Origin of the sequence: Desulfobulbus alkaliphilus (assembly GCF_016918545.1) — a bacterium.
GTDB classification, from domain to species: domain Bacteria; phylum Desulfobacterota; class Desulfobulbia; order Desulfobulbales; family Desulfobulbaceae; genus Desulfobulbus; species Desulfobulbus alkaliphilus.
On sequence record NZ_JAFFQC010000038.1, the window covers coordinates 1 to 14,542 of the forward strand.

General features: G+C 56.0%; 13 protein-coding genes. 2 read left to right on the forward strand and 11 right to left on the reverse strand.

Translation table 11 applies throughout. The features are described from left to right. Positions 1-210, forward strand: a 210-nt coding sequence (locus tag JWG43_RS15230) for a hypothetical protein (protein ID WP_205243805.1), incomplete at its 5' end; no start/stop codon positions are given. A gap of 266 nt (positions 211-476) precedes the next feature. Here the strand turns inward: JWG43_RS15230 and JWG43_RS15235 are convergent. The 3 genes from JWG43_RS15235 to JWG43_RS15245 all read right to left on the reverse strand — a co-directional run bounded on the left by JWG43_RS15235 (position 477) and on the right by JWG43_RS15245 (position 2,400). Then, positions 477-731, reverse strand: a complete 255-nt coding sequence (locus JWG43_RS15235) for a type II toxin-antitoxin system mRNA interferase toxin, RelE/StbE family (RefSeq protein WP_205243806.1) — start codon at positions 729-731, stop codon at positions 477-479. Continuing rightward, positions 709-1,116: a ribbon-helix-helix protein, CopG family gene (locus JWG43_RS15240; protein ID WP_205243807.1), complete on the reverse strand. Its 408-nt coding sequence runs from the start codon at positions 1,114-1,116 to the stop codon at positions 709-711. Before JWG43_RS15240 ends, JWG43_RS15235 begins: the two co-directional genes overlap by 23 nt. Before the next feature lie 321 nt (positions 1,117-1,437). After that, the gene (locus tag JWG43_RS15245; RefSeq protein ID WP_205243808.1) at positions 1,438-2,400 is read right to left on the reverse strand and encodes an endonuclease/exonuclease/phosphatase family protein; all 963 of its coding nucleotides are present in this window, start codon (positions 2,398-2,400) and stop codon (positions 1,438-1,440) included. Between the two features lie 467 nt (positions 2,401-2,867). Here JWG43_RS15245 and JWG43_RS15250 point away from each other — a divergent pair, with 467 nt between their 5' ends. After that, positions 2,868-4,379 carry a cryptochrome/photolyase family protein gene (locus JWG43_RS15250; RefSeq protein ID WP_205243809.1) on the forward strand — a complete coding sequence of 504 codons (1,512 nt, stop codon included), beginning with the start codon at positions 2,868-2,870 and terminating at the stop codon, positions 4,377-4,379. A gap of 52 nt (positions 4,380-4,431) precedes the next feature. On the opposite strand, the gene JWG43_RS15255 is transcribed toward JWG43_RS15250, so the two are convergent. From JWG43_RS15255 to JWG43_RS15290, 8 genes are all read right to left on the reverse strand, one after another. Continuing rightward, a complete protein-coding gene (locus JWG43_RS15255; RefSeq protein WP_205243810.1) occupies positions 4,432-5,466 on the reverse strand; it encodes an NAD-dependent epimerase/dehydratase family protein in 1,035 nt (344 codons plus the stop codon). Between the two features lie 287 nt (positions 5,467-5,753). Further along, positions 5,754-6,512 (reverse strand): ubiquinone/menaquinone biosynthesis methyltransferase, encoded by a 759-nt coding sequence (locus tag JWG43_RS15260; protein ID WP_205243811.1) that lies wholly within the window; start codon positions 6,510-6,512, stop codon positions 5,754-5,756. A gap of 253 nt (positions 6,513-6,765) precedes the next feature. Then, on the reverse strand, positions 6,766-7,986 hold the full coding sequence (locus JWG43_RS15265) for an SDR family oxidoreductase (RefSeq protein ID WP_205243812.1): 1,221 nt from the start codon (positions 7,984-7,986) through the stop codon (positions 6,766-6,768). A gap of 19 nt (positions 7,987-8,005) precedes the next feature. Then, a complete protein-coding gene (locus JWG43_RS15270) occupies positions 8,006-9,850 on the reverse strand; it encodes an FAD-binding oxidoreductase (RefSeq protein WP_205243813.1) in 1,845 nt (614 codons plus the stop codon). A gap of 176 nt (positions 9,851-10,026) precedes the next feature. Beyond that, complete coding sequence (locus tag JWG43_RS15275) at positions 10,027-10,692, reverse strand: nitroreductase (protein ID WP_205243814.1); 666 nt, start codon at positions 10,690-10,692, stop codon at positions 10,027-10,029. 134 nt (positions 10,693-10,826) lie between these two features. Beyond that, positions 10,827-11,036, reverse strand: a complete 210-nt coding sequence (locus JWG43_RS15280) for a rubredoxin (protein WP_205243815.1) — start codon at positions 11,034-11,036, stop codon at positions 10,827-10,829. Between the two features lie 100 nt (positions 11,037-11,136). After that, positions 11,137-12,315 (reverse strand): radical SAM/SPASM domain-containing protein, encoded by a 1,179-nt coding sequence (locus tag JWG43_RS15285; protein ID WP_205243816.1) that lies wholly within the window; start codon positions 12,313-12,315, stop codon positions 11,137-11,139. Positions 12,316-12,560: 245 nt separating this feature from the next. Continuing rightward, positions 12,561-14,525, reverse strand: coding sequence for a TonB-dependent receptor plug domain-containing protein (locus JWG43_RS15290; RefSeq protein ID WP_205243817.1), 1,965 nt, complete (start codon positions 14,523-14,525; stop codon positions 12,561-12,563). Positions 14,526-14,542 lie beyond the last annotated feature (17 nt).

A 14,542-nucleotide genomic window follows, 5' to 3' on the forward strand; every position in this document is an offset into this window, starting at 1 on the left:
AATAAAATCGCGGGCATGGCCCGCTCCTACAGGTTCGGTGGCAATGTAGGAGCGGGCCATGCCCGCGATATATTATTTTCCGGTGATTTTCTTCCTGCCCGGTACGGTTGGCCACCAATTGCTACGACGGGGCAGGACATCAGGCTCGCCGCTATTGGCTGCCAAGAGATGGATATGGTTCGAAGTGATAATGTATTTCAGCACCAGTAAACCATAGCGCTTTTCCGCTTCGAACAGCCAAAACCGCCACCTCTGCCGGCCGCGGCGGTATCTGAGCAGAAATTTCTTTTTATGGCAACGGTGGATGATATACCAAACCTACCCTGGAATATACTATCGATTTGCTCTTGGCCTTTTTCCTTAACGGTCCAGTTTTAAAACCAAAGTCAGCCTTCTAATGGTTATTCTCGGCTCTTTTTTCATATTTTATCAATTGATTTCAGAACATTGACCAGGTCCGCCCCCAATAATAATCCTTAGCGATACACGTTTTTGCGATGGGCGACGCGCAGGACGAGGACTACGACCTGCCCTTCGTCGATCTCGTAAACGATGCGGTAATCGCCGGTGCGAATACGGCGCAGGCCCGATAGATCACCCTTGAGCAGTTTGCCGACGTGAGGATTTTCGGACAGCCGGTCTATGGCTTCCACAATGCGTAAGCGCTCGGAGTTGGGCAGGGCCTGGATTTTTTTGAGAGCGCTTCGCTTAATCTTGAGCGAGTAGGACACGGCGAGCCTCTTGCCAGTCGATGGTCTCGTCGGCGGGGTCGCGCAGGCGTTCAATCGCAGCGTTCAAGTCGTCAAAGTCTTCGAGATAACTTTCGATAGCCTGGCGAACAACGTCGGCGCGGCTCCGGTTAAGAGTTCTGGCGGCATGGTCCAATGCCAAGACAACTTCATCCGGCAATCGGGCGGTAATCTGAGACATATTCCTCTCCTTTTCATTTTTTCGAATGTCATTGACATCATAACGATTCCGGTTGGCCGGGTCAAGTTCCTCGGTGGCGGACGGGGCCGGGGATTCTGGATTTCGTGGTAACCGCAATCCGGCCACCCGGAAGAACGGGCAACAACCCCGGCACGCAGCATATTCAATTCGATAGAGGTCATGCATCGGATCAAATGTTCTCCATATTCGTCTGCTGTGGCATGATACCGCTCTTCCCAGAATCCCCCTTGCGATTTTTGGGTCGCAGGCATGGCGCTTTGAAGGGGTAACATTTAATGTTCGTAACCGTTCACCAGGCACGAGAGCTTGGTCGTTTTCCCCGGCACTTCCCGTAGGAGCCCACTCCCGTGGGCGATAAAGCTGCTGAGAAAAGAAAGGGGAATTCGCCCACAGGGGTGGGCTCCTGTGGGCTCCTACAAGGGGCGGTAACCATTCAGTACCTGCTCAACGTTTATCAGGTGAACGGTTACGATTGAGGTTGAGTGACTATGCAGGCCGAAATGAAAACTGCGCCCGGACAATTCCGTGATCACTTGCGCCTTCGTTTTCGCGCAGCTTCGCATCGTTGAGGTGGTCGTTGAAAATGTCAAGCCGGTCAATTTTCCACACCCGATTTCGTGAGTTGTCGTAGAGTTCCTCGCTCACCAGAATATGGTCCAGCGAGCCGTGGACATCCTGATGAATATAGGTATAGTACACATCCCGCAAGCTTCTTAACTGCTGCAGGCTTTGCGCGGAATAGAGTGCGGTATCACGGCCTCCGGTGGAGAGAGGTTGCAGAAAAAGCGGCTGTTCGGTGATAATGTCATGTGTGTTTGATTCCTGCCCGTCATTGAGATCACCCAGCACGACAACCGGAGTATTGGTCTCTTTGGTTGCTTCGGTTATCAGCAGACGCAGAGCCAGGGCCTCCGCGGTGCGGCGGATTGTCGAAAGAGCATGGCCGATAGCGCCGATATGCTTTGAATAGAGGTCACGCTCCTGCTTATACCACGGATCAGCTGTGACGTTTGTTGGAGTTTTCGATTTCAAATGACATACATAGACATGAATCGCATCCGCTCTTGGTCTGGGCTTGACCCGGAAATGGAGAACCGGGCGAGAGAATCTGGTGATATCGACAAACATGGCATCCGTTTGTTTGTCATCACCCCTGCTTTGCAGTCGAAACGCGGGGGGAAAATCCCTGATCCATTCCGGTGTTCCGTCCAGAAGGCTTTTCCGCACAATCGCAGCGCAGGTTATGCTTTGCCCCTGATGGTTCTCGGGGGCAATCAACATATAGTCTTCATTGAATTCCGCTTTTTCGAGGACGCGGGCGAGCGTATCCCGATGCCACAACTCCTGAAAACCGAAGACATCCGCCTGTGCGCGGCGCAGCATCGCTGCAGACCAGGCAACTTTGCGGTCGACAATTTCTGAGGGCCAACCGGTACGATTACGATACATCGGCAAGCCAGGCTCATTCAGATTGTAAAGATTGAAGCTTGTGAAACTGATGTTCTCGAGGGCATGTATCTCTTTTCTCCTTGGTGTGCACCTGAATCGGTGGCGGCTGGACGCTTGTTTCTGATGTACTTTGCTGTACTCAGGATATACATATGAGGACTTTTTTTGACAATTTTCCTTCACCAGCCTCCTTTCTGGGCCTCTGTCCGTTCACCATCTTTATGGGCCGTACCCTTCCGATCAAGGGTCTTTTAATCGGACGGTCATAGACAACAAAGCTGATGTGCGGACGAACGAGCACGAATCAAGGAGATAGTGAACAATTGCTTTGTGCTGTTGACCCTTGGCGCAAGGAAGGGGTATCTTTTTCCCTGCTATCCAATTGAATACAATAAGAAGGTGCAGATGCAACGATTTGGTCGAAGAACAACGTGGTTTGTCTGTGGTTTTTTCCACAGGATCAGGGCATGAAGACCCTTCGCCTGATCTTGGGTGATCAACTGAGCGATTCCATCACTTCACTCCGCGATATCAACCCGGCCAGTGATGTTGTCTTCATGGCGGAGGTCAACGGCGAGATCACCCGGGCGCCGCACCACAAGCAGAAAATCGTCCTGATTCTGTCAGCCATGCGGCATTTTGCGCGGAGGCTTCAAACGAGAGGGGTCAATGTCGACTACATAACGGTTGATGATCCGGCAAACACCCAATCGCTGGACGGAGAGATCCAGCGAGCCTGTGGGCGCCATGCCCCTGACCGGGTTGTGGTCACGGAGGCGAGCGAGTGGGAGGTTCGGGAGGCTCAGCGTGGGTGGCGGGCTGAGGTGTTGCCCGATGATCGGTTTATCGCCAGTCACGATGAGTTTCACTCCTGGGCTGAAGGGCGCGGGACACTGCGGATGGAGTACTTCTATCGCCAGATGAGGCGAAAGACGGGCTGGCTCATGGATGGCGACCGGCCAGTGGGGGGGCGGTGGAACTATGACCGCGAGAATCGGCGACGTCTTCCAGTTGATGTGCGCATTCCCGAGCGCCGGCGATTCGTGCCGGATGCTGTCACCCGCGATGTCATGAGCATGGTGGCAGCCCGGTATCCGGACCACGTCGGGACCATGGAGCGTTTCGGCTGGGCCGTCACCCGCGAAGAAGCCCTCACCGCCCTTGACCACTTTGTTGCCGATATTCTGCCGATGTTCGGCGACTACCAGGACGCGATGAAACGAGACGAAAACCTCCTTTTTCATTCGCTCCTCTCTCCCTATCTCAATACGGGGCTGCTTCTCGGCCGTGAAGTCTGCCAGGCCGCCCTCCGCACCTTTGAAGAGAATCGTGCACCGCTTGCGGCCATTGAGGGATTCATTCGCCAGATTGCCGGCTGGCGGGAGTTCATCCGGGGAGTCTACTGGCTTTTGATGCCGCAGTACCGGTCCTCCAACTTCCTCCGGGCAACGAGATCACTTCCCGGTTTCTACTGGACCGGGGACACGCACATGGAGTGCCTGCGGCAGGCTATCGGTTCTACGCTGCAGAATGCATACGCCCACCATATACAGCGCCTGATGGTGACAGGCAACTTCGCCCTCCTTGCCGGTCTTGATCCCGCCCAGGTGGAGGAATGGTACTTGGCGGTGTACGCGGACGCCTTCGAGTGGGTGGAACTACCAAACACGCACGGAATGGCGCTTTTTGCCGATGGCGGCATCGTTGGCTCAAAGCCGTATGCGGCCTCGGGCGCCTACATCAATCGGATGTCCGACTACTGCAAAAGCTGTCCCTTTGATCCCCAGAGGAAAAGCGGCCCGGAAGCGTGCCCGTTTACCCTGTTGTATTGGTATTTCCTGATGGCAAACGAAGATCTGCTTGCGGGCAACCAGCGAATGGCCCTGGCGTACCGGAATTTGCGGCGAATGCCGGCAGCCGAACGGGACCGGATCTCATCAGGCGCCAAGAGTTTCCTTGCGGGCCTGGACGGCAGCTAAGGGTAAGTGCCGTCGAGCCGTCGAGATTTCAGTTTCTTGAGTCATCAGGAATTTATATCTTCTCCGGAGGCTCGTTGACAGGGCAGCCTCCCTTGTCCAGGTAGCACCGACAGCGGTCGTGCACCGAGGGTCGCCAGGCAAAGGGCATGCTTCGGCAGACCACGTCGGCCAATCCCTCCCGGACGGTAGGAAATTCCGGATTGAGACCAAGGTCGTCCCAGACCAGCCCTGGCTGTACCGCCAGATTCAAGTTGAAGCTCCGTATCGCGTCCCTGGTCATCATGGCAGGTCTTCGCAGAAGACCAAAAAATCCTTCGGCCAGGGCGGCTCCTCCCAGGGCCAGACCATAGGGAAGGCGCAGGTAACGGAAATAGGGGTAGAATTCGCGGCAAACGCGGAAAAAATCTCGCCATGTACAGGGCTGTGCATCTGCCACGGGCGAAGAGCCGCTCCAGTTCGACAGAGCCACCTCGGTCAACAGCCGGGCTGAATCGTGGACATGCATGTGCGAATATACATTGGTCCCTGGACCGGGCTGAAACATCCAGCCCCGCCGGATCTGGTCAAAAAGCAGGGAGCCGGGACCATAGGTATGGGGCAGGCGCAGGATTGCAAGACGCATGCCCGCGGTTTTGGCCATTTCTTCCAGGATATGCTCGGCCTCGGCCTTGGCTCGACCATATCCGCCCTGGGGCTGCAGCGGCGTGGCGGCATCAATCACTTCGCTTTGACTCGCATAGGTCAGCAGGCTGGAGGCAAAAATAAAAGAGCCGACATTGGCCTGGATTGCGGCGCGCATCAGAGCGACCGAACCCTGGAGCAGGGTGCCTTGGACCAGTTCGTACCGTTCGAACAAGGCCCGTCCGCCTAAATGGATGATTGTATCCACCCCGCGTACGGCCCTGTCCAGACTGGCCGGGTCCTGAAGGTCTCCCGGGACAACCGTGGCGTCCAGGCCGCTCACCAGCAGAGTCCGATCCGGCCGGCGAACCAGCAGTCTGGGTTTGAGTCCCTGGGCGGCAAGATAGCGGGACAGTTCCAGGCCAATAAAGCCGGTGGCTCCTGTAACAAGAATTGTGGGTTTCACATGTATCCTTTGTTCAAAAATAGATGTCTGAAAGAGGTTATTTGTCTGTCATATATGCGAATAATACTTGTACTCGCTATCTATAGGGATTGCACTTGATAATGCCATAAATGCATCCTCTTGAAGCACAAAAGAACGAAGATTAAAACAACCGGAACCGAAGTCCTGCCTGTCCTTGTGCACTCCAGGGAACAAAGTTCAACGACTTCCGTTTTCAGATCCCTTGATCCGTGAGCGTTCTTCCGCTGCGGGTGTCTCATAAGGCAGGAAATCAGAGGCACGTGCAGCTACAGCGAATGAACAGGCGGTTTGACGGCGGAAAACAAGACAGCCAGTCCGTTGGACAAGGGGTGGATCGCGGCGCGTTCCAGGCCGAGGTTGATCAGGAGTGTACGGATTTTTTCCGGGGGAGGAAAGACCCTGATGGACTCGGCCAGGTAGTGGAAGGGGGCGGCGGAGCCGGTGATCATCCGGCCGGCCCAGGGCATGACCCGGAAGGAATACTGATGGTAGAGAAACCGCAACCAGGCTGCTTGGGGTATGGAAAATTCCATGGCCATAAACTGCCCGCCGGGCTTGAGAACCCGCAAGATCTCTTCCAGGCCATTCTCCAAGGAAACTAAATTGCGGAGTCCGTAGCCTACGATGACCGCGTCAAGGCATTGATCGGCTAAACCCATCCGCTCCGCGTCACCCTGGACCCACTGGATGCGTTCCAGCACCCCGGCCCGACGCGCTTTGCTCCGGCCTGCGATCATCATGGCCGGGCTGATATCGCAGACCACCACGGTCCCCGAGGGGCCGACGTCCCGCGCGGCGAGCACGGCAAAATCCGCGGTGCCGCCGCATAGATCCAGGACGCTCTCTCCTGGCTGCAATTGCAACAGCCGCATGGCTTTTCGTCGCCACCAGAAGTGCAGTCCGCCGCTGAGCAGCAAGTCCGCAAGGTCGTACCGTTGGGCGATGGTTTCAAAATGGCCGAGAACCCGGCGGCGCTTTTCTTCGGGGGAAACGGACTGGTATCCGTAGGGAACATGGGTAGGCATGGGCCGCTCTCTTTGGGCAAAAAGACTGTATTCGTCGCTTGTTTAAACTCGTCCACCTGTACCAGCGTTCTGTTTGTCGTCGATCAGGCTGTCGTGCACAGAGTCCCTACCGACAATCTGCGTATCAGCTTTTGAAATGCCGGGACATGTTTCAGGTATCGGGTTATGCAATCGTCTCCTGCACTCGGTAAACGTTTCCCAAAACCTTTCTGCTAGAAGATCTTCACGATCGGGGAAGCCGCTTGCCATCAGATCAAGGTCCGGCCGGGGAGGATTCCCACAGCAGGCGGCCCCAGTCCACATCGACGGCAAAGCGCATGCATGTGGTGAAGACGGCGTAGGTGAAGGCGGGACAAGTTACACCGGCCTGGCGCAGAAGCGCATCGGACCTGGAACGGTCAAAGATCCGGGCATCACGGATGTAGGCGCTGTAGGCCTGGATATGCCGGTCAAAGAGCAGTTCCAGACCATGCCGGGGCAGGGAAGCGACATCCTCCCCGGTGGTGACTTCGAGGCCGGTCAAGTGAAAAAACCGCCGGGTGAAGTCCACCAGCTCGGCGATGGAGGTGTTCTGCGGGTTGACGATATGGAAGACACCGTCTGCCGAGGGTGCGTCACGAATGGCCAGGAAGGCGCGCAGGAAATAATCCACGGGAATCAGATTGACACCGCAGCCGCTGCCGCCATCGATCCGGATCGGCAGATGCAGGGTCCCATCGGGCGCACGGTGAATACCCAGGGCCCTGGCCCTGTCTCCCCCGTGTTCCAGTATGTCTTCGTGATACAGCTTGGAAAAATAATGGATGGTCCGGACAGGATAATACAGGGCGTTGAACGCCAGCGTGCGGCCGGTCTGTGCGTCGCCGTAGACGATGGACGGACGGATCACCGTCAATCGGATCCCGCTTGCGGCGCATCGACTCGCCGCGATTTGCTCGGCGATGAACTTGCTCTGTTCGTAGACGTTATGAAACGCCGTGGTTTCCTGGAACGCTTCAGGACAGTCCCCAATCCGTTTTCCGGCCACATAGGCGGTGCTGATCAGGTACAGACGGCGGCAACGACTTCCGGATAGCAGATCCAGCAGGTGTTCCAGGCCCTGAATATTGACCCGCTTGACCTGCTCTTCTTTTCTGGAGGAAAAAGATGTGTCGGAGGCACAGTGGATGATTTCGTCCACCTTAAGTCGCAGGTCAGCGGCCTGCTGGGGGGCGATGCCGAGGGAGGGGTATTCCAGGTTCGCCTCAACAACTTCCAGCAACGATCGCTGTTGGTGTGGCGTGCCGAACCAGTCCAGCAGCCGGGCCATGCGCTGGTCGGCGGACAATCCATGGCGCGAACGGGCCGGGACCACAACCCGGTGTCCCTCGGCAAGAAGGCGCGTGACCAGGTGACTTCCCAGAAATCCTGTCCCGCCGGTGACCAGGATGGTCGGTTTCGGGCCGCGTTCCATCAGGGCTTTGCCCCCCGGCATCCTCCGTTCAGTTGAGCGCTCATGTGTATAAAAACGCTTCCTTGCGCGCGCAGCCCTGGGAAAAGATGTATTTCAGCCATTTTACACCCTTGATGGTGGCGCTGATCTCGTCCAGGTAGGGCTCGAATTCCACGGCAGCCTGGCGGATCCGATCGGCATCAACCGGATCCTGGTGGTTGATGTAGTAGTCGTATTCCAGAATGCCCCGTTTGCCTAAATCCAGTGGTGTCAGGAAACCGAAGTCATTTTCCAGTCCCTGGTCGTCGGCGATGCGCTGCAACCGGTCACAGATTGCTCTGATCAGATCCGGGCGATCCATGGGCACATAAATCAGGAAGGCGAACATGTGCTTGTGTCGGGACATCCGCGAGCTGAGAATCCGGAACATGTTCAGCCAGACCATGTCCGTCATTTCCGGGCGGGCATACAGTTGCGTGTAAAATGTTCGCAGATCCTCGTCCACGGCCGCAGCCAGGGTCTCGGGGGCCGGGCGCAGGACCGCTTCCAGGACAGGCCGCATTTCAGGACGTAACAGGAATTCATACACTGGTTCGTCGCCGCCCATGCCGATGAGAAGGTCCTGCCATTCCCGATCAGCCAGGCGAGGCAGTCCCAGCAGAAGCATCCGGAACAGATCGGCGTTGATGACCGCCGGTCGCATGGACTGAACAGCCTGGCGGGCGAAACGGTCCCCGACCATGAAGACCGCGTAGCGCATGCCAAGCGTCTCGCTCAGACTGCCCCGCACCTGTTCCGCCAGAGTCGCGGTCGGCGCCATGAAGGTGGACAGGTAATGCCCGCCCAACACCCCCAGGGCCAGTCCGATCCGGCGTCGGCTGAGGTCGCGGGCAAAGTCCACCGCCTCATCGAACTCCGCGAAAGGGATGAGCATCCCCTCTTCATCCTCTGTCATCGGATGGAGCCGGACATGGGCCCGGGTACAGATGCCCGGTGAAGGAGTCAACCGATGTTCATAGCAGAACACATTGGGAGCGCGGGGATCATTGAGCCGGAAAAATTCTCCGTCGCGACTGACGAACTCCATGTCCACAAAGGTATCGGCATTCACTCCATAGGCATTGGCCCAGGTCGAAAACAGTCCGGTGCAGACGATGTTCCCGCAGACCGTGGCTGCGGGCTCGGCGGTGTTCACCCGAAATCCCTGCTTGACCGCGGCCTGCTGTAACTCAAAGGATGTCACTCCCGGCCCCACCAGGGCGGTCCAGTTTTCGGCATCGATGACAATGTCCTTCATCCGGTGCATGTCCATAACCAGCCCATCAGTAAACACGAATCCGAAAACGCTGCCGCCGTTGCCGCGCACGACATAGGGAATCTGATGGCCATTGGCGAACCGGACTACGGCCGCGACTTCCTCTCTGTTCCCGGGTAGGATCACGAAGCGCGGCATCTGGGGTCCGGCCAGAGGAAAGGGGTCATGGGCGTAGGTGAGTAGAACCGCCGGATCGTTGGTGGCCCACCGCTGACCGACAATCTGGCGCAATTGCTCTAAAACCGGATCAAAGGGGGCGGCTATAGGCATGTTTCCCCGGGCCAGCCATTCCCGCACATGCTCTTTCAAGGCTTTCATGACTTCCACGGGCCGCATCCCGGTGACAAAATGACATTGTCGGTCGCAGATCCCGCACAAATTGCAGCTGTCGGCGATCTCCACCAATCCTTCGGTAATGGCAATTTGATTATTGGCCAAGGCGTCACAGAGGTCCATTCGTCCCTGGGGAAAATGGCTGACATAGTGATGCTCAGCACCGGAGGCACAAAGCCCGGTTCCCAGGTAATCGATCTTGCACATTGCATAGTGGCGGCACTGGGCAGCCTGTGCTCGAACATGCTCAGGTATCATGCGTTACTCCTCATACAAGTCGGCTGGCAAGGCAAATGGACTGGTGGTGATTATCGGTGAGCAGGTTTCGATGAGAGAAGAACAGCAGGCACTATCCCTGTTTTGTTTTTTACCTGTCCTCTTTTGTACAGCGGTGGAGCACTCAGAATGCAATCGATATCACCGGCCGACAGCGTTCATTCATGAAAGGTGGTGAAGTGTTCAACTTCTTCCCGGGGGGTGCGGTAACTGTTGACCAGGGCGCCTTTATCCTCGTATCCCATCGCCATACCGCAAAGCAGGATGGTGTCCTGAGGGTAGCCGAGAATATCTTTGATCAGGGTGGCATAGCTGCTCAGAGCCGCCTGGGGGCAGGTCGCCAGCCCTTCTTCCAAGGCTGCCAGCATGATCGACTGAATAAACATGCCGCTGTCCATATACGAACCGATAGCAAGGGACCGATCGAGGAAAAAGAACAGCATCACCGGGGCGTCAAAGGCGCGGTAATTGGCCTCCCACTGTTGCATTCTCCCCTGTTTGTCTTTTCTGTCGATGCCGAGCGTCTGGTAGAGCTGCATACCACAGGCGATCCTCCGTGCTTTGAAAGGTTCCTGCCAGTTCACCGGGTAGTACGCATAGTCGTGATCCTCGGGTTCGCCGCGACGAAAAGCAGAAGTGAGTGCTTGGGCGATAATCTCCCTGGTGGTTCCGCTGACCACAGCCACCTGCCAGGGTTGACAGTTGGCCCCTGACGGCGCGTACCTGGCGGTATCAAGAATCTTCTTGATGGTGTCCCGGTTCACCTCCCGGTCGAGATAGGCGCGAATTGATTGGCGTTGTCGTATTGCTTGCGATATATCCATGGTATCATTATGAAAAATTGAAAACAGGTCCCGCTTGTGCAGCAAGACTGACGCACAAAGGAGCGTGTACGGATCCAAGAGGAGTAACAGGGGAAACCCCCTCTTACTCCCTTTGGTATGGATTGCTGTTGGTTTTAAATGCCTTCGGCTAGAACCGAGCCAGGACCGGCAAGGGGGCGAAAGGTTTTTTTCGAGGATCCGCAGAAGGGACATTGCCAATCATCGGGAATATCCTTGAAAGCGGTTCCCGGCGGGATGTTGGTTTTGGCATTGCCTTTGTCCGGATCGTAGATGTATCCGCAATTACTGACCTGGCATTGGTACATGTCTTTTGGATCAGCCATGAGTTCCCTCTTTGATATGGTTTTTGCTCCTGGATGGTTATGCCATTACAATAATAAATATTGTTATGAATGGCAACAATTCGGCTCGCCTTGTTGTTCATCACGGGTGGCAAGGATGGGAACCAGGAAACGATGCTCCACGCCGGTCGGCTTGCCTTTGAGGATGAATATATTCAAAACAAGAGTCCAGCCGTCGCGTATTGAGGGAATAGGCCAGCGTCCGGTACAGATCGCAGGCCAGCAACGGGTTATGGTCTCTGTTGTAGTGGAGCCGACTGGGGCAGTCGCCGGGACATTTGTTTTCCAGGGGGCAGGATGAACAATCGGCGGCAAGCTCGGTAAGTGTCCGTTGGGGAAATAAAGGCATCGGGGCCGCTTGATCTACGCTACCGGCGAATAACCTGGGATCTCCCAAACTTTGACCGCAGGGGAATAGTCGTCCATCGGGATGCACTGCCAGGCTTGTGCCTTGCTGGGCGTAACAGAAGTTGCGTGTACGATTGACCTGTTTTGTCTTTGCGTTCAGGAGCCCTTTGACCAGTTCCAGTTCACGTAGTTGCAGTGGAATCTCTTTGCGCTGATTGATGATAGTAAGCGTCCTGGCCAGGGACGATACGCCCTGGATGAGCGCTGTAGACGGGGCTGGGAGCATCGTTGCAGCCTCACGGGCATTTCCTTTGACCACCAGCAGATCCAAACCCAGGCCCATTGCCTGTCGGAAACCTGCCAGCAGCAAGGCCAGGCGGTCAAGTTCTGCCACATTTCGGTTGCTGATCACGGTGGTCAACCGGAAGGGAAGGGCGCAGGATTCTAGCAATTGCAAACCACGAAGGGTTTCCGCTGATTTGCCGCGCACCTCTTCCTGGATCGCCGGCGGCCCGTCGAGACTCACGCCCACCTGTATCCGGTACCGTTTGAGCAGGGCGACCGTCTGTGCATCCAGGCAGGTCCCATTGGTCTGGATCCCCATGGTGCAGGGACGAGACGCAATCAGTGCTCGCTGTGCAGCGGCTTCGATCAATTCAGGAACCAGGGTTGGTTCACCTCCCGTCAATTGAATATGGAGGGGGCCGCTGCCAGCAATTGCGAGATCAAAGGCTTTTTCCAAAGTTGCAATCGACATATCCTGCTGGCTATCGGGTGACCCATGGTAGCATGAGGCACACTGTAGGTTGCAACGACGGGTAAGTACAAGGATAAGATAGTTGATCTGCGTCTGCCTGTTATGCGCAATCTGCTCCAGGTGTGCCGGGTCAGGATTCGATTGTATGATCATCATATTTGATGAATCTCCTCAACGTCAACACCCCGGATTCCAACTAGAGGACCTGGAATTGAGCCGGTATCGCTGGCTGAAAGCGTAACCGATCTGTCTCGGCAAGACGATCTTTACTTCGACAGGAACAGGTGTATGGCAGTTAACTTTTCAAGAAATAAGGTGCTTAACTGACTACGTTTTCAGTAGTTGTTCATAATCCAAGGGGTGAGTTGCCTTGGTTTTTGACATCTCGCGCTACGCAAACCTTAAAAGGCCAGGTTGAGACCAGTGAAAATGCGGAAACCGTTATCCGGATAGCCATGGTGGATTTCGAAGCTGCTGTCGAACAGGTTTTCCACGTTCAGAAACCATTCAGCGGCACAGGTCTTGCTCGGCAGCGGTTGTATGACCTTGAGGTCGACCGTCACATAATCATCGAGTCGCTGGATCTCCTTGTTTTCTATCTCGCTGTACTGTTCACCGCTGTACCGCACTGAGGCTTCCATCCGGGTGTCGAATCTGTTTATGGTCGAGAACAGAGTGAATCGAGCCCGGACCCGAGGGGTATACGGCAGGACCTTGCCGGTCTCCACAATTTCCGAATCCTGGATGATTATACTTGTGTCCATGGTCAGGGTCGACCCTGGTTGATATTTCCAGTTCATTTCCAGACCGTGCCGCCAGGAACGATCGCTGTTGATCGGCCGGTAGATGAGATCGTCCCCCCGCTGATAGAGGATTGGATCCGAGGTGTCGGTCCGAAACAAGGTGATCTGCAGAAAATGGGTTCTCCCCTGACGGTATTCCAGGGTAGCATCACTGGAAAAAATACGTTCTTTGTCGAGATCGGGGTTGCCTCGCGATTGGTCGATACTGCCGTGGCTGGATTGATACAGTTGGCCAAAAGTGGGCACCTGAATGCTGAAGCCGATGTTGGCCTTGAGTGACCAGCCTGAAGTCAGAGGATAGAGAACACCGCCGGAGAAAGCGGGATTGAAGGCGAATCCGGTGACCCGATCCCCCCGAAACCCCGAGGTCAGCGTCAGTGCATCCCATTTCCGATCTGCCTGCAGACCAAAGCCGGCCGTGATCCGGTCGTGACTCCCGGTGAGGGTATGGTCCAGGGCGTCGTTTTCAAGAATGGTGCTGGAGCGGAGAACCCATCGTTCCGTCGTGTCGTTCCAGATGTGCTCTCCTTTGATTCCGAATTTCAGGCTGTCCAGGGTCGAAACCAAGCCGGTCTGGCTGGTATCTTCGAGGGTGCTGACTTCGCCATAGAGATTGGCACGGAAGTCTCCTGTTACCCCGGCCATGCCGCTCATGCGACTGTCAAGGGAGGCTTTTTGGTAGGATTGACGGGCATCCGGGGTTGGGTTGTCCGTCGGACCGGGAGCACCGGATTCAGACACGAACAATTGGCCGTCAACTTCCAGTAAACGGGTATCGGCCCACTCCCTGTCCCAATGCAGGAGTACGCTGCCACTGTCAAGATCACTGTTGGTGCGTTTACCGTCGCGATGTTTTCCGGAAAAAGAGGCCAGCGCCGTTCCGGACTCTAATTGTACCTGGTGACTGGCATTGCCTTCGATGGTGCCGAAGGAGCCCCCGGTCAGGCGTATCCGGGTAGCCCGTTGTTGGCTTTCTTCCTGACTGTCGACTATACCCCTGGTGACAATACTGATGGCACCGTCACTGGCGCCGGATCCGAGCCAGACCGGGACCGGCGGTTTGAATACGGTGATTGATTCGATAGTGTCGATGGGAATCCCGCCCAGATCGACCCCTCCATACTGGCTGCTGCTCAATGGTCTGCCGTTGAGCAGCACCAGGACACCTCCTGATTTCCCCGAACCTCGAATCGATATGCGCGCGCCGACTCCAGAGCTTTGATTGACTTCCACGCCGGGCATGGTGTTCAGGGCTTCTTCCACACTGAGCATGTTCCGTTCCTGGATTGCCTGTCTTCCAAGGACCACGACCAGATTGGGGTTGTTCTCGATATAGTCGCCGAGACGATCCGTGGTCACCACCATGGTGTCCAATACCGCGGACTCGGAGGTATGGTGGTGGTGCGAGTTTCCGTGGGCAAGGGCCGGCGATGGCAAAACGAAGAACAGCCCCAGGGAGAGGAGGAGCACGGCGGGTAATCGACGCCGACTGGCATGGTTTATCCAAGGAAATGGCTGGTCCAGCTGGAGCGTTCTATTTGTCTGTTGTTGTCGTCTCATCATGTCTGGTCTCCGTGCCG